Here is a 14,795-nt window from a genome sequence, read left to right as displayed (position 1 = left end):
GACATGGTTCAACTGACCCTGCCCAAAAATTCCCGGATTATCACCGGCAAGACTTGGCCAAAGCCGGATGGCGCGACCAATGTGCGAAAGTTCCAGATCTATCGCTGGAACCCGGATGACGGACAGAACCCCCGTGTCGATACCTACTTTGTAGATATGGACACGTGCGGGCCGATGGTTTTGGACGCGCTGATCAAGATCAAGAACGAAATCGACCCGACCCTGACATTTCGCCGGTCATGCCGTGAAGGCATCTGCGGCTCGTGCGCGATGAATATTGACGGGATCAACACGCTGGCCTGTATCTATGGCATGGATGAGATCAAGGGCGACGTGAAAATCTATCCGCTGCCGCATATGCCTGTGGTCAAGGACCTTATCCCTGATCTGACCCATTTCTATGCCCAGCATGCGTCGATCATGCCGTGGCTGGAAACCAAGACCAACCGTCCTGCAAAGGAATGGAAGCAGTCGATCGAAGATCGGAAAAAGCTGGATGGTCTCTATGAGTGTGTGATGTGCGCCAGCTGCTCGACCTCGTGCCCGAGCTACTGGTGGAACGGCGACCGGTATCTCGGCCCTGCTGCTCTGTTGCACGCATATCGCTGGATCATCGACAGCCGGGATGAGGCCACGGGTGAGCGTCTGGACGAGTTGGAAGATCCGTTCAAGCTCTATCGCTGCCACACCATCATGAACTGTGCCAAGACCTGCCCCAAAGGTTTGAACCCGGCCAAGGCGATTGCCGAGATTAAAAAGATGATGGTCGAACGCGCGGTATAATAACCTGCACCGAATTGCGGTAAACGCATGTCGATCTTGCAAAATAAGGCGATGTGGCCCCGGCTGCATTGCCTTATTTTTTGGTCAGGGAGGAGTGATGAGTTCGAGTCAGGATCACTCCAATGAATGCAAACACATCCAAACAAAAAATCGACGCTAAAGAGGCGCTGAAACTGCTGGAGCAGGCATGGGCCTACTACACGCCGGAACCGGTTAAAGCCGACAAAGAGCCCGAGCTGTTCGAATACGCAAACGCGGCCTGATCCAATACGACAGCCCTTGAAAAACTTCGGTCAATCGGCAAAGCAGAGGAATGCCTGTTCTTCTGCTTTTGTTGGTCGCCGGAGTGTTCGCCTATTTTTTCTGGCGCTCGCGCCATTCAACGCTGACACGTGATTGTCGCTGGCGACAGGACAGACGTCATGGCATCTGGCGGTGCAACTATTGTGGAGCGGAAATCGCTGCGACGGACCAACCTATGCGATGCCTGAAGGCAAGTGATGGTTGAGAATAGGGCTTTTCGCGAGCCAGAGAATCCGCCACTCTGCACGCCATGACTGGTTCTGAGAATACTGCCCGCCCCCCCGAAGATGCCGAAGCCCGTCGTTCGGTCGCCCCTGTTATTTGTTATCCGAACGATGCCTTGCCGCGACCAGATTTGCCCTGGATGAGATCTGTACGCCAACGGGCAGTCAAAACCGGCGAAGTCCTGGTTCCTCCGCGTGAGGCGTGCTGTTTTGATGTACCTGCCGGGCATTTCTTTCGCATCACATCGGTTGAAGGCCCGCAGGTTGGCGATTTGAACCTGTGGAACCGCAATGATTTATCCGAGCGCTTTTATTCCGGAAAAACGCGGGCTTTGCATGGCACGCACCTGACCACCGGAGAGCGGATGTGGTCCAGTTTCCCACATCTGCGCCCGATGGCCACGATCATAGCGGATACACTGGAATGGTACGGGATCGATGCATACGGGGGATCGGTTCATGACGTAATCGGCACGCGTTGTGATCCATATACGGGCAATTTGCTGTCCGGCACGCAGTATCACCACTGTTGTCATTCCAACCTGACCCGCGCGCTGGCGGATCATCTGAGTATTCCGATGGATGAGGCCGAACCTGTGGTGCACGACGTTCTGAACGTCTTCATGTGTACCGGTTTCACTCGGGATACAGGTCAGTATTTCATGAAAGCATCGCCCGTTCGCCCCGGCGACTATCTGGAGTTCTTTGCTGAGATCGATCTGCTGGGCAATCTCAGCGCTTGTCCGGGTGGGGATTGTTCCTCCGAACATTCCTCGGACACAGCCGCGTGTTTTCCCTTGTTGGTCGAAACATTTGCCGCGACGGTCACAGACCTGGATGGCTGGGAAAGCCCGGCGCGCAATGGCTATGATCGCACGCACGGGCGCTAGGTTCAGCGGGCAACTACATCATTGTCAGCTGCTCGGAAATGCGGCCTGTAGCGCGATTTCCACCATGTCTCCAAAGCTGCTTTCACGTTCCGAGGATGGCAGAGCCTCTCCCGTTAGAAGGTGATCGGAAACGGTGAGAACTGCCAGAGCACGGCATTTGTGGCGCGCTGCAAGGATATAGAGCTCGGCCGCCTCCATTTCGACGCCGAGAATCCCGTGGCGCACCATCTGTTCATTCAGGTCCGGGCGCTCATCATAGAAAACGTCCGAAGAATAAATCCCGCCGACATGGGTAGGGGTTGCTTTGGCAGCCGCCGCCTTTGCGGCCGCCTGCAACAAACTCCAATCGGCGCAGGGTGCAAAGTTCAGTTCTTTCATGATACCGCGTGACGGCGTACTCAGCGTTGTTGACGTCATTGCCAGAATGACGTCTCGTATTTTTACGCTGTCCTGCATTCCGCCACACGACCCAATTCGGATCAGGGTTTTTGCGCCGTAATCGCGAATTAACTCGTTTACGTAAATGGAGAGCGAGGGCATTCCCATGCCGCTACCCTGTATCGTTACAGGATTCCCCTTCCAATTTCCGGTAAACCCAAGCATCCCCCGAACGTTATTGACTTGCTTCACATCGTCCAAAAACGTCTCGGCCGCCCATTTCGCCCGATAAGGATCTCCGGGTAATAGAACGGTTTCTGCAATTTCACCTTTTTCAGCGCCGATATGAATTGTCATTGTTTGTTCCGCCCCGATCAGATTTCAAGATCGGAAATATCGGCACCCGCCTGCAACGCGTCATGCACCCATTTCGGCTTGCGGCCACGACCTGTCCAGGTTTGTTCCGGATTGGCAGGGTTGCGGTATTTTTCTTTTGTTTTCGTGTTCTTGGATGCGCGGGGTGCGTCGCCTGAAAGCTCGGACAGCGAGTATCCGAATTCCGCGGCAGCCTTTTCTGCGGCTTTCAAAGCCTCACGGCGCTCGCGTTTTTCGGCTCCTACCAAGGCTTTTTCGACATCGTCACGCAATGCCAAAAGGTCTTTACGCGACATCTGTTCAAGATTGATCCCCATCATTCATCTCCGAAGGATATTATTTACGGTGCACTTGAGTGCGCACCGTAATTATAACGAATGGTTTATTCCATCCCAAATATCAAAAGGGAAGAAACGGGGAATTAAGGGTCTAAAACCTCAGTTACTCGGCTGCGAGGTTTTTGGGGTCAACCAGTGTTACGATATCGCTCATGATCGCATTAAGTTCAAAGTTTTTGGGGGTGTAAACCTTGGCTACACCCATGGCTTTCAATTTTGCGGCATCGTCATCCGGAATAATTCCGCCAACAACCACGGGAATGTGAGACAAGCCAGCCTTCTGCAGCCGATCCATTACATCTTCGACCAAAGGCAGATGGCTACCGGACAGGATCGACAACCCGATGACATGTGCGTCATCGTCGCGGGCTGAGGTGACAATTTCTTCCGGGGTCAGCCGGATACCCTCATAGCTGATATCCATGCCGCAGTCGCGGGCACGGAACGCGATTTGTTCGGCGCCGTTGGAATGGCCGTCCAATCCCGGTTTTCCAACCAGAAATTTCAGGCGTCGCCCCAGTTTGTCGCTGACGGCATCAACCGCCGCGCGCAGGTCATCCAACCCTTCGGTTTTGTTCGAGACCGATCCGGAAACGCCGGTCGGACCACGATAAGTGCCGAAGACCTTGCGCATCTCTTCGGCCCATTCGCCGGTGGTCACACCCGCCTTGGCAGCGGCAATGGACGGCTCCATGACGTTTGCTCCTGTCTGAGCCGCTTGGCGCAACGCGGCCAAGGTCGCTGCAACAGCCGCTTCGTCCCGCTCAGCCCGCCACGCATTCAAGCGGTCGATCTGTTCCTGTTCCACGGCAGGATCAACGACCATGATGCCGCCATCTTCAGTCTGAAGGGGGGAAGCCTCGCCTTCCATCCATTTGTTCACGCCGACCACGACGGTTTCGTTGCGTTCGATCCGGTTCAGACGTTCGGCGTTGGAATCCACAAGGCGGGATTTCATATACTCAATAGACGCAACCGCACCGCCCATCGAATCCAGGTTCGCCAGCTCTGCCCGCGCGCCTGCTTTCAATTCTTCGACCTTGGCATCAACAGCCGGGTTGCCATCGAACAGGTCATCGAATTCCAACAGATCAGTTTCATAGGCCAGAATTTGCTGCATCCGCATGGACCATTGCTGGTCCCAGGGGCGTGGCAGGCCAAGTGCCTCGTTCCATGCAGGCAACTGCACCGCGCGGGCGCGCGCGCTTTTCGACAGCGTCACGGCCAGCATTTCAATCAGGATACGGTACACGTTGTTCTCTGGCTGCTGTTCGGTCAGGCCCAGTGAGTTTACCTGCACACCATAGCGGAAGCGGCGGAACTTTGGGTTCTCAACACTATACCGCTGTTGCAGAATTTCATCCCAAAGATCAACAAACGCGCGCATTTTGCACATTTCGGTAACAAAACGGATTCCTGCATTCACGAAAAACGAAATCCGACCACACAGTGCCGGAAAATCTTCGACCGGAACACGGGGGCGCAGCTCGTCCAGCACGGCAATGGCTGTTGCCATCGCATAAGCAAGTTCTTGTTCCGGTGTCGCGCCTGCCTCTTGCAGGTGATAGGAACACACATTCATCGGGTTCCACTTGGGGACATTGGAATAGCAATACTCAGCCACGTCTGCGATCATCTTCAGCGACGGTTTTGGCGGGCAAACATAAGTGCCCCGGCTCAGATATTCCTTGATCAGGTCGTTCTGGACCGTGCCCTGCAATTTGGAAACGTCAGCGCCTTGTTCCTCGGCCGCGGCGATGTAAAGGGCTAGCAACCAAGGGGCGGTCGCGTTGATCGTCATTGACGTGTTCATCTGTTCCAGCGGAATCTGATCGAACAAAACCCGCATATCGCCCAGATGGCAGACGGGCACCCCGACTTTGCCAACTTCGCCACGTGCCAACGTGTGGTCACTGTCATATCCGGTCTGGGTGGGCAGATCGAAGGCAACCGAAAGACCGGTTTGCCCTTTGGCGAGGTTGCCACGATAAAGCGCGTTCGAGGCCTTGGCGGTGGAATGACCGGCATAGGTCCGGATGAGCCAGGGGCGATCTTTCTGCATCTGCGTCATGAAGGGGCCTCGCGTTTCGGTGGGCAATAAAATTACGTCCTGAGGTTCTAAAGCGCAATTTTCGGGACATGTCAATTCGCTGCGTTGCGGCATCCTGCAATTGTTCAGATTGTGAGCAGCTTCGATTGGTGGCAAGGTGCGGCCATGACGCAAACCGTGGAACTTCCGCTTTGGCTTTTTGTGCTGATCGTGGTCTTTGCCATGGTTACTTTCGCTTCACATTTTCTGTTCCCGTCAGTCCGATGGTTTTTCCGCCGCCGGTTGGAACGTGCCGTGGCGCGTTTGAACCAGCGCCTGCAACGTCCGATCCAACCGTTCAAGCTGGCCCGTCGGCACGACATGATTCAACGGCTGATTTATGATCCGCAGGTTGGTAAAGCGGTTCAGCATCACGCCCTCGAAACTGGAATACCCGAAGCCGTTGCGTCCGAGCAGGCACGCCGCTATGCCCGCGAGATCGTGCCGTCCTTTTCCGCCTTCGCCTATTTCAGTTTTGCGATCCGGCTAGCCCGGCTGTTAAGCAACACGTTCTACGAGGTGCGGCTTAGCTACGAGGACGAAGACGCGGTCAGGACAATCGACCCTGATGCAACCGTTGTTTTTGTGATGAACCACAGAAGCAATATGGACTACGTATTGGTTACATATCTGGCGGCCCCGCACTCTGCTTTATCCTACGCAGTAGGAGAATGGGCGCGGGTTTGGCCGCTGAGCCGGTTGATCCGGGCAATGGGGGCCTACTTTATCCGGCGCAAGTCAGGCAGCGAGCTCTACCGGCAGGTTTTGTCCACCTATGTGCGCCATGCGACCGAAGCCGGTGTTACGCAAGCCATGTTTCCAGAAGGTGGTTTAAGCCTGACAGGAGCGCTCGCCCGCCCAAAGCTTGGATTGCTCAAGTATATAATGGATGGGACGACGTCGCAGGGGCGTGATGTCGTATTCGTTCCTGTCGCTTTGAATTATGACCGTGTGCTCGAAGACACCATTCTGACCCGTGCGGCACTGGGAAAAGAGCGTCGTTTTCGGGCCCGGATCGGGGTCATCACGCGTTGGATTCTCAAACAGTTCTGGCGGCGAGTGATCGGGCGTTACAAGCGGTTTGGGCTGGCATCGGTCCGGTACGGAATCCCGATTTCTCTGAAAGAGTTCCGGGCCAAGGGCAGTGATGACATGATGACCGATCTGGCGCGCACATTGATGCAGCGTATCCAGAACGCGATCCCGTTGGTCCCGGCCCCTGCGGCTTGTTTGCTGATACGTGACAATGGGCCGATGGCGGAACAGGATCTGCGGTCCTGTATTCAGGCGATGATGGAACGTGACGGTAAGCAGACCCAAGACAATGCGTCGGCCATATCAAGCGCTTTGGATCAGTTGATTGAACGACGGATACTCAAGCGGCAGGGGCATGTTCTTTCCGAATCTGGGCAACGCGGTGATTTGCTGGAGTATTATGCAGCATCTGTACCGGTTTCCGCGCGCCCTTCTGTTTCTGCGTATGCAAAATAATTTCTGCAACCGCTGGGTCATAAAATTACAATTTAGCATCAAAAACGGTTGCAATATTTCGCGATGGCCAATATTTCATCTGATAAAGCACGCGATTCTGCGTCGCGGCAAAAGTATTGAAAAAGGAGGCCAGCATGGCTTTGGACACCGAAACCGGTATCGCGTCGTATGAGGCACCTGAAAAAGACCTCTATGAAATGGGTGAGATCCCTCCGATGGGATATGTCCCGAAACAAATGTACGCATGGGCCATCCGAAAGGAACGCCATGGCGAGCCAAACACTGCAATGCAGCAGGAAGTGGTAGATGTACCCACGCTGGACAGCAATGAGGTACTTGTTCTGGTGATGGCAGCAGGCGTTAACTACAACGGTGTCTGGGCCGCACTGGGCCAGCCGATCAGCCCCTTCGATGGCCACAAGGCACCGTACCATGTCGCAGGCTCTGATGCATCGGGTATCGTCTGGGCTGTTGGCGACAAGGTCAAGCGGTGGAAGGTTGGCGATGAAGTTGTCATCCACTGCAACCAGGACGATGGCGATGACGAAGAATGCAACGGCGGCGACCCAATGTACTCGACCAGCCAGCGGATCTGGGGCTATGAAACACCTGACGGCTCGTTCAGCCAGTTCACACGCGTGCAAGCTCAGCAGTTGATGCCGCGCCCCAAGCACCTGACCTGGGAAGAAGCGGCGTGCTACACGCTGACACTCGCGACAGCTTACCGTATGCTGTTTGGTCACGAACCGCACGACCTGAAACCGGGTCAGAACGTTCTGGTCTGGGGTGCCTCGGGCGGTCTGGGGTCTTATGCTATCCAGTTGATCAACACAGCCGGGGCAAACGCGATCGGGGTGATTTCGGACGAAAGCAAGCGCGATTTCGTCATGGGTCTGGGCGCAAAAGGGGTTTTGAACCGCCGCGACTTTAATTGCTGGGGCCAACTGCCCACGGTCAATACGCCTGAATACGCCGAGTGGTTCAAAGAGGCCCGCAAGTTCGGCAAGGCGATCTGGGATATCACCGGCAAGGGCAACAATGTCGACATGGTGTTCGAGCATCCGGGCGAAAGCACCTTCCCGGTCTCGACCTTCGTGGTGAAAAAAGGCGGCATGGTTGTGATTTGTGCGGGGACGTCCGGGTTCAACTGCACATTCGACGTACGTTACATGTGGATGCACCAGAAACGCCTGCAGGGTTCGCATTTTGCCCATCTGAAACAAGCGGCAGCGGCGAACAAGCTGATGGTCGAGCGCCGTCTGGACCCCTGTATGTCCGAGGTGTTTGCCTGGAACGACCTTCCGGAAGCACATATGAAAATGCTGCGGAATGAACACAAGCCGGGCAACATGTCTGTGCTTGTTCAGGCGCCGCGTACCGGGCTGCGCACACTCGAAGAAGTTTTGGACGCAGGCTGAAACAGTTCAGGACCTTAGACAAAAACCACCCGCGAATCGCACTGCCGGTTCGCGGGTGGTTTGCTGTTTGCAGACCTTTTTCATGGTTTCAAATGCTTGCGATTATTACTCCCGCTATTTTTGGGGAGTAGAAACCGGTGAATAGGTCGAAAAAGATCATACATGTTATGGTTGTGTTAACGCTTCGTTAACTGTTTCAGAGAGACCCTGATGGCGCAAAATGAGTGGATATTGGACGTACTATCGGACCTCAACGCTTTTGCCGTTGCGAATGGGTTGAGCGCGCTTGCAGAACAGCTTGATGATACAAGGCTGATTGCGGCGGCCGAGATCGCGTCCCTAAAGAACGAGGCACGGGCGCCCGCGGATGGGAACGAAAACCGATTTGGGTCAAATCCTTCAGGATTTGGAAAACACCAGCACGCTTGAAGAGCTCAGCACCGTTGCCGAATGTCTGCGAGACACTTTGAAGGTCGCACATCTGACATATCACTGGGTTGACGGCGCGGGGGACCAATACGGCTATACGACCTACTCAGACGCCTGGTACGAACGATACAGGGAAAAAAACTATCATCGTATTGATCCTGTAATTCTGGGGTGTTTCCAGCGATTTCACCCGGTTGACTGGAAGTCTCTGGACTGGTCCAGCAAGGTGGCCAAATCATTCCTTCAGGATGCCCACGACCATGGGGTCGGCAATCAGGGATACTCGATCCCGATCCGAGGGCCAAACGGCCAGTTCGCTCTTTTTACCGTTAACCATAGTTGCGACGATCAAACTTGGCAGACCTTCATCTCGACCTTTGGGCGCGAGTTGATTCTTGTTGCGCACTATATCAATCGCAAAGCGCTGGAGTTTGAAAAAGACAGGCAACCGGATGCAACGCGCAGCCTGTCGCCCCGTGAAATCGACGCCATTACCCTTTTGGCACTGGGTTACAGCCGCGCTCAGGTGGCGCATTCCCTGTCGATTTCCGAACACACGTTACGCGTTTACATTGAAAGCGCCCGATCGAAACTCGGAGCCCTTAACACGACCCACGCAATCGCAACGGCACTCAGCCGGGGATTAATAGTCGTTTAAGGGCAAAGCGTCCTCAAAACGCAATATTAACCACGACTCTGTACCCCCTTCGTTCCTGCACAGGACGACAAGGGGAAAAGTCATGTTGCGTTATCTGTATGCCGATGAGTTACACAGATTTCCGACTCTGGCTGAGGGGATGTTCAAGGATCGCGCAGATCAGTTCAAAACCCGGTTGGGGTGGGACGTCCATGTCAACAAAAAAGGAGAAGAGCGGGATGAGTACGACGACCTCAACCCGCTTTATGTCATCTGGGAAGAACCGGATGGCAGCCATGGTGGGTCAATGCGGGTATTGCCGACAACCGGCCGGGTAATGATCAATGAGGTGTTTGGGCATCTCAACGGTGGAAAGCCGATTTGCAGCCCTCTGATCTGGGAGGTGACCCGGTTCTGCCTGTCCCGCACAGCCAGCCCGCACACTGCCGGGGCCATCATGCTCAGCGGCGGTGAGATGATGGAGGGCTTTGGCCTGACGCATATTGCCGGTGTATTTGATGCCCGCATGATCCGGATCTATCGTCTGATCGGGTCGTCCCCCGAGGTTCTTGGAACCCAAGGCACAGGGCGTGACCAGATCTCGGTCGGGCTATGGCCCTATTCAGCGGATGATTGCAACCGCGTGGCCGAACGGGCGGGCATCCCGCGTGAGCTTTCGCGCATGTGGTTCAATGCAGCTTTCGGGCGATCCAAACTGCACCGATTTGCCCTGTCTGCCTAAGGACCGGAAAACGCAAATCCGCATCTGGTGATGGTTGGCGCGGCCCTGTAGGGTCGCGCCATGTCTTTGCCGAATGTGACCTTCTCAGATGATCAGGCCGCCGCGTATGACAGCATCGCCGAGATGCTGCGCTCAGCCGGTGTCGCCCTGGAGGACGATGCCCTTCTGAAACTGCCGGGGGCAGGGAAGTCTGGCGTGATGGCTGTGATCGGCAAGGCCGGGTCCGGCAAGACGTTGCTGTTGGCCAAACTTTACAAAGCGCTGGCTGAGACCGGTGTTCAGGTCGTGTCCGGCGACTACGAAAGTCGTAAATCCAGAGACAAGCGCAGCCTTGCTATTCTGGCCCCTACGAACAAAGCCGCAAGTGTTCTGCGCCTTCGAGGTGTTCCGGCAACCACAATTCACCGCATCCTTTATACGCCGGTCTATGACCCGGAATACGAGCGTATCGCCGAATGGCTGGCCGGAAATGACGAGCGCCCCGAGATCGAAGGTCTGACAGACGAAGCTTTGGACCGTGCTGCTGCGTTTTATCGTAACAACAAATCGATTCCCGGAGCGCTGGCCGCTGCCGGATTGCGCGGATCTGACTTCATTACAGGTTGGAAACGCCGCGAGGAACCGCTGGACATCGGGTTTGTCGACGAGGCGTCGATGCTGGATGATCGTCAGTTCGAAGACCTGAAAGAGATATTCCCGACCCTTCTGCTGTTCGGTGATCCCGCACAGCTGGCTCCGGTCAATCAGTCCGGCAGCATGGTGTTTGAAGCCTTGCCCGAACCACGAAAGCTGACGCTTCAGCGGGTACATCGGCAAGACGCGGATAACCCGATCCTGGATCTGGCGCACGCTCTTGCCAATCCGTCGATGGGATTTGAAGAATTTGAGCGTTTGGTCGAAGACACCGCCCGCCGGGATGACAGGGTCGTTTGGGGGCAGCGGGTCGAAGTTGATCTGATGGCGCGCAGCCCGGTTCTGGTCTGGCGCAACGCCACGCGCATTCGTTTGATACAGGCGTTCAGGCAAGTTCATGGCGCACCGGATACGGAGCTTTTGGAAGGTGAGCCGCTGATCTGCGACGGGATCGAGTTGCCGTTGAAGCACCGCAAAAAGCGGTTGGATCTTGAGGCGCGCGGCCTGATCAAGGGGGCCCAGGTTGTCTATCTTGGTCCCGGTCGCAAGCCGGGGTTTTCTCGCTTGCATGTGATCGGGGCCGAAGACCCACAGGTCAGCGCCGCGTCGATTGTCCAGATCGAAAAACCGGATGAGGAAGAGCCCTTCATTCCTTTTGCCGCCCGTATGGGGGCGACGTTTTTGCACGGGGCTGCAGTGACGATACACAAGGCACAAGGATCACAGTGGGACACGGTTCAGGTGTTTGCCCCTGACATTTACGCCGCCGCCCGGATGGGCCGTACTGAGGCCGGGCAGCCTTTGTGGAAGCGTTTGGCTTATGTCGCGATCACCCGCGCACAGGAGCGTTTGATCTGGGTGGTTCGCAATCGATTGTCAAAACCCACCCACCCGTTGCAGATAGATGATTTGCGCGCGGTCCCCGCAGTTTCACTCGCACTGAAGGCAGAAGAGACATGGGTTCCATAATCGTAACTGGTGCAAGCTCTGGCATCGGTCGGGCCACCGCCGAGCTTTTTCTGGCGCAGGGCTGGACGGTCGGGCTGCTGGCGCGCAGCGCGGACAAGCTGAATGCCCTCGCGCAAGAATACCCGGCGGCCATAGCAATGCCCGCCGATGTGACCGACCCGGACGCAGTCAAACAGGCGTTCCACGTATTCATGGATCGGACAGGGCGACTTGATGTTCTGTTTAACAACGCTGGTATTTTTGCCCGCGGGGGCACAATCGACGAAATCGCGTTGGACGATTGGTATCAAACCGTCAACGTCAACCTGAACGGTATGTTTCTATGCGCGCGTGAGGCCTTTGGGATCATGCGTCATCAAAGCCCGCAGGGCGGGCGGATCATCAATAACGGATCGATTGCAGCGTATGTTCCGCGTCCGAATTCTGTACATTATTCGGCGACCAAACATGCCATTACGGGGCTGACGCGCAGCCTTTCACTGGATGGACGATCCTTTGGAATTGCATGTGGTCAGATCGATATCGGCAACGCACGCACGCAGATGGTTCAGGATCTGGTGGATGCGGCGCAGGCGGCAGGCCAGACGCCGGACCCAACCATGGCGGTTGAAGATGCCGCGCGGTCCGTTCTGCATATGGCCACCCTGCCGCCCGAAGCGAATGTGCAGTTCATGACGGTCATGGCCACGACCATGCCCTATATCGGCAGGGGGTGAGTGTCAGTTTTCCCGCAACAGACGGAACGCTGTCGACGCGCCCCAACCCGCGGCAATTGCGATAACCAATGACATCAGCCCGTACCAAACGGGTTGCTGACGGGACATATTGTACAGAAACCGCTCCAACCCGACTTTGCGGACGTCGATTTTGGTTTCGTATTGCGATACAACCTCTCCTCCGCGGGTCAGGAAGATCCGAGCTGAGTAATCCCCTTCGGTCAGGTCCGCAGGCATGTCAATTGACGTCCGGAACAAGGTTTGTTCGTCCACGGCCACAGTGTTCTCGCGGATGGAATACAGCTGTTCAGATTCACGGATACGGATCACGGCATCTGCAAAATCCTGAGCACCACGGATGTGCATCGCCGCTCCGACCGACCGGATCGCGCGTTCGATCGAAATGCGGTGACGCAGGTCTTCGGTATCGGTCAGAATTTGATCCAACGGTTCGCTGGTGGCAACTGCGTAGAAACTTGGTGCCAGGTCGACCAGAACGCTATCGGTGTTTACCCAAATCCCAAGCTTTCGCTCTTTGCGGCGAACCGTTACGGGCTCGGACGGGCCTGCAACCGCTACAATAACCGCGACTGGTGGGCCTGGCGGAATGGGTGATTCCCGTTTGATGGCCCCGAAAATGAGGATCTCAGACCCGTCAAAGTCGGCAGTGATCGCAACACGATCCTGGCTGAGGCCCAGGACGACCTGCTCTTCATCGGCTGCGGCGGGCAGGCAGAACAGGCACAAAGCGGCAAAGACATAGCGCAGCATTCTTAATGCCCCCCGCTGTTGCCAAGCGAATAAAGCTCGGATGGTTCAAGAAGCAAATCAAGGGCCAGCTTGCCGCAGACGACCAGAACCAGCGCCGCCAACAGAACGCGTAGTTGTTCTGCCGGCATGCGCGAACCGATTACGGTTCCGATCTGGGCGCCAATGACGCCCCCGACCAGCAGCAATACCGCCAGGACAATGTCCACTGTATAGTTGGTGGTCGCGTGCAGCATCGTGGTAAATGCGGTTACGAAGATGATCTGAAACAACGATGTGCCGACAACGACTTTCGTGGGCATTCCCAGCAGGTAAATCATCGCCGGGACCATGATGAAGCCGCCACCGACCCCCATAATCGCGGACAAGACCCCGACGCTTAGACCAACTACAACCGGTGGAATGACCGAGATATAAAGACCTGATGTGCGAAAGCGCATCTTGAAGGGCATCGAATGAACCCAGCCACGTTGGCGGCGCTTGGCTGGCGCTGCCCCGCCTTTCTTGGCTTTGCGCAGCGCCCTCAAGCTTTCGATGAACATCAGGCTGCCAATGATACCAAGGAAGACCACGTAACAAAGGGTTACCAGAAGGTCGACCTGGCCCAGGCTTTTTAGATAGTTAAAGACAACAACGCCCAATGCAGCCCCGACTAGACCGCCTGTCAACAAAACCGTACCCATCTTGAGGTCAACGGTCTTTCGTCGAAAATGGGCCAGCACCCCGGAAAAGGACGATGCAACAATCTGATTGGCCTCTGTCGCAACCGCAACAGCCGGTGGTATGCCAATGAAAAACAGCAGCGGCGTCATGAGAAACCCGCCGCCGACCCCGAACATCCCCGACAGAATTCCAACCATTCCACCCAGACCAAGGAGTAGAAATGCATTTACCGAGACTTCGGCTATGGGCAGGTAAATATGCATGATACCGTCACTTTGCGCTGGGTCTTGGCTTGCCTTCTATCAAACTCGAATTCAAGAGCGGTTATTGTCGCGTGGTACGGAGAAAACAACATCATACCCCTCCAGGCTCTGCCAGAGAAAAGATCTCCAACGGCGGCAATAGAAGGTCAAATCCGATCTTTCCGGCAACGCCCATGACCAGCAACGCCAACAGAATGCGCAGCTGTTCGGCTTTCAGACGTGCACCGATCTGCGTCCCCAATTGCGCGCCCAGAACGCCGCCAAGCAACAAGAACAGGGCAAGCACTATGTCGACGCTGAAATTTGTCGACGCATGTATCATGGTTGTGAAACCGGCGACGAAAATGATCTGGAACAGGGATGTCCCGATAACCACTTTGGTCGGAATGCCAAGAACATAGATCATCGCGGGTACCATGATGAACCCGCCGCCGACACCCATGATCGCCGACAGGATGCCAACACCAAACCCGACCAGTGCAGGTGGTATGACCGAGATGTAAAGGCTTGATGCCCGAAACCGCATCTTGAAGGGCAGTGCGTGAACCCATGTACGCTGGCGTCGCTTGGGGGCAGGTTGATACCCGGACTTTCTGGCTTTTCGGATGGCGGCAAGGCTTTCAATGAACATCAGGGTTCCGATGGCCCCCAGAAACACGACATAGCAAATCTGTACAGCCAGATCG

15 protein-coding genes are annotated in these 14,795 nt (G+C 55.6%); 9 read left to right on the top strand and 6 right to left on the bottom strand.

Going from position 1 to position 14,795, the window contains the following annotated elements:
• Positions 1 to 3 precede the first annotated feature (3 nt).
• The 3 genes from AC2FNC_RS03850 (at position 4) to AC2FNC_RS03840 (ending at position 2,200) form a co-directional block, all read left to right on the top strand.
• Positions 4 to 783, top strand: coding sequence for a succinate dehydrogenase iron-sulfur subunit (locus tag AC2FNC_RS03850; protein ID WP_117870326.1), 780 nt, complete (start codon positions 4 to 6; stop codon positions 781 to 783).
• A gap of 122 nt (positions 784 to 905) precedes the next feature.
• The gene (locus tag AC2FNC_RS03845) at positions 906 to 1,046 is read left to right on the top strand and encodes a hypothetical protein (protein WP_267363816.1); all 141 of its coding nucleotides are present in this window, start codon (positions 906 to 908) and stop codon (positions 1,044 to 1,046) included.
• 290 nt (positions 1,047 to 1,336) lie between these two features.
• Entirely contained in the window at positions 1,337 to 2,200 is an 864-nt protein-coding gene (locus AC2FNC_RS03840; RefSeq protein ID WP_480518457.1) for an urea carboxylase-associated family protein, read from the top strand.
• A 24-nt stretch (positions 2,201 to 2,224) separates the two neighbouring features.
• On the opposite strand, the gene deoD is transcribed toward AC2FNC_RS03840, so the two are convergent.
• The 3 genes from deoD to AC2FNC_RS03825 all read right to left on the bottom strand — a co-directional run bounded on the left by deoD (position 2,225) and on the right by AC2FNC_RS03825 (position 5,455).
• Positions 2,225 to 2,935, bottom strand: coding sequence for a purine-nucleoside phosphorylase (gene deoD / locus AC2FNC_RS03835; protein ID WP_480622915.1), 711 nt, complete (start codon positions 2,933 to 2,935; stop codon positions 2,225 to 2,227).
• A gap of 17 nt (positions 2,936 to 2,952) precedes the next feature.
• A complete protein-coding gene (locus AC2FNC_RS03830) occupies positions 2,953 to 3,270 on the bottom strand; it encodes an H-NS histone family protein (RefSeq protein WP_480494290.1) in 318 nt (105 codons plus the stop codon).
• 124 nt (positions 3,271 to 3,394) lie between these two features.
• Positions 3,395 to 5,455 (bottom strand): methylmalonyl-CoA mutase family protein, encoded by a 2,061-nt coding sequence (locus AC2FNC_RS03825; RefSeq protein WP_480475112.1) that lies wholly within the window; start codon positions 5,453 to 5,455, stop codon positions 3,395 to 3,397.
• A gap of 51 nt (positions 5,456 to 5,506) precedes the next feature.
• Here AC2FNC_RS03825 and AC2FNC_RS03820 point away from each other — a divergent pair, with 51 nt between their 5' ends.
• The 6 genes from AC2FNC_RS03820 to AC2FNC_RS03795 all read left to right on the top strand — a co-directional run bounded on the left by AC2FNC_RS03820 (position 5,507) and on the right by AC2FNC_RS03795 (position 12,415).
• Positions 5,507 to 6,871, top strand: a complete 1,365-nt coding sequence (locus AC2FNC_RS03820) for a 1-acyl-sn-glycerol-3-phosphate acyltransferase (RefSeq protein ID WP_480475114.1) — start codon at positions 5,507 to 5,509, stop codon at positions 6,869 to 6,871.
• A 134-nt stretch (positions 6,872 to 7,005) separates the two neighbouring features.
• On the top strand, positions 7,006 to 8,289 hold the full coding sequence (gene ccrA / locus AC2FNC_RS03815) for a crotonyl-CoA carboxylase/reductase (protein ID WP_480475116.1): 1,284 nt from the start codon (positions 7,006 to 7,008) through the stop codon (positions 8,287 to 8,289).
• A 367-nt stretch (positions 8,290 to 8,656) separates the two neighbouring features.
• The gene (locus tag AC2FNC_RS03810) at positions 8,657 to 9,376 is read left to right on the top strand and encodes a helix-turn-helix transcriptional regulator (RefSeq protein WP_496714665.1); all 720 of its coding nucleotides are present in this window, start codon (positions 8,657 to 8,659) and stop codon (positions 9,374 to 9,376) included.
• Between the two features lie 82 nt (positions 9,377 to 9,458).
• Positions 9,459 to 10,097 carry an acyl-homoserine-lactone synthase gene (locus tag AC2FNC_RS03805; RefSeq protein ID WP_480518471.1) on the top strand — a complete coding sequence of 213 codons (639 nt, stop codon included), beginning with the start codon at positions 9,459 to 9,461 and terminating at the stop codon, positions 10,095 to 10,097.
• 60 nt (positions 10,098 to 10,157) lie between these two features.
• Positions 10,158 to 11,699, top strand: coding sequence for an AAA family ATPase (locus AC2FNC_RS03800; RefSeq protein WP_496714664.1), 1,542 nt, complete (start codon positions 10,158 to 10,160; stop codon positions 11,697 to 11,699).
• Positions 11,687 to 12,415: an SDR family oxidoreductase gene (locus AC2FNC_RS03795; protein ID WP_496714663.1), complete on the top strand. Its 729-nt coding sequence runs from the start codon at positions 11,687 to 11,689 to the stop codon at positions 12,413 to 12,415. Before AC2FNC_RS03800 ends, AC2FNC_RS03795 begins: the two co-directional genes overlap by 13 nt.
• 3 nt (positions 12,416 to 12,418) lie before the next feature.
• Here AC2FNC_RS03795 and AC2FNC_RS03790 read toward each other — a convergent pair whose 3' ends face one another.
• The 3 genes from AC2FNC_RS03790 to AC2FNC_RS03780 form a co-directional block, all read right to left on the bottom strand.
• A complete protein-coding gene (locus tag AC2FNC_RS03790; RefSeq protein ID WP_480483180.1) occupies positions 12,419 to 13,186 on the bottom strand; it encodes a TIGR02186 family protein in 768 nt (255 codons plus the stop codon).
• 2 nt (positions 13,187 to 13,188) lie between these two features.
• The gene (locus AC2FNC_RS03785; RefSeq protein ID WP_480475128.1) at positions 13,189 to 14,109 is read right to left on the bottom strand and encodes a sulfite exporter TauE/SafE family protein; all 921 of its coding nucleotides are present in this window, start codon (positions 14,107 to 14,109) and stop codon (positions 13,189 to 13,191) included.
• A 91-nt stretch (positions 14,110 to 14,200) separates the two neighbouring features.
• The coding region (locus AC2FNC_RS03780; protein WP_496714662.1) for a sulfite exporter TauE/SafE family protein at positions 14,201 to 14,795 on the bottom strand (595 nt) is incomplete at its 5' end.

The sequence above is a fragment of the Ruegeria sp. BHSA123 genome, from assembly GCF_059613425.1.
Note: the sequence above shows the minus strand (reverse complement) of the source record. Positions and strands in the feature narration are given on the sequence as shown.

Coding starts and splice junctions, on each gene's coding strand:
- AC2FNC_RS03795 (WP_496714663.1), top strand. CDS start 11,687: ATGGGTTCCATAATCGTAACTGGTGCAAGCTCTGGCATCGGTCGGGCC.
- ccrA (WP_480475116.1), top strand. CDS start 7,006: ATGGCTTTGGACACCGAAACCGGTATCGCGTCGTATGAGGCACCTGAA.
- AC2FNC_RS03805 (WP_480518471.1), top strand. CDS start 9,459: ATGTTGCGTTATCTGTATGCCGATGAGTTACACAGATTTCCGACTCTG.
- deoD (WP_480622915.1), bottom strand. CDS start 2,935: ATGACAATTCATATCGGCGCTGAAAAAGGTGAAATTGCAGAAACCGTT.
- AC2FNC_RS03845 (WP_267363816.1), top strand. CDS start 906: ATGAATGCAAACACATCCAAACAAAAAATCGACGCTAAAGAGGCGCTG.
- AC2FNC_RS03790 (WP_480483180.1), bottom strand. CDS start 13,186: ATGCTGCGCTATGTCTTTGCCGCTTTGTGCCTGTTCTGCCTGCCCGCC.
- AC2FNC_RS03825 (WP_480475112.1), bottom strand. CDS start 5,455: ATGCCGCAACGCAGCGAATTGACATGTCCCGAAAATTGCGCTTTAGAA.
- AC2FNC_RS03810 (WP_496714665.1), top strand. CDS start 8,657: ATGGGAACGAAAACCGATTTGGGTCAAATCCTTCAGGATTTGGAAAAC.
- AC2FNC_RS03800 (WP_496714664.1), top strand. CDS start 10,158: ATGTCTTTGCCGAATGTGACCTTCTCAGATGATCAGGCCGCCGCGTAT.
- AC2FNC_RS03785 (WP_480475128.1), bottom strand. CDS start 14,109: ATGCATATTTACCTGCCCATAGCCGAAGTCTCGGTAAATGCATTTCTA.
- AC2FNC_RS03830 (WP_480494290.1), bottom strand. CDS start 3,270: ATGGGGATCAATCTTGAACAGATGTCGCGTAAAGACCTTTTGGCATTG.
- AC2FNC_RS03850 (WP_117870326.1), top strand. CDS start 4: ATGGTTCAACTGACCCTGCCCAAAAATTCCCGGATTATCACCGGCAAG.
- AC2FNC_RS03820 (WP_480475114.1), top strand. CDS start 5,507: ATGACGCAAACCGTGGAACTTCCGCTTTGGCTTTTTGTGCTGATCGTG.
- AC2FNC_RS03840 (WP_480518457.1), top strand. CDS start 1,337: ATGACTGGTTCTGAGAATACTGCCCGCCCCCCCGAAGATGCCGAAGCC.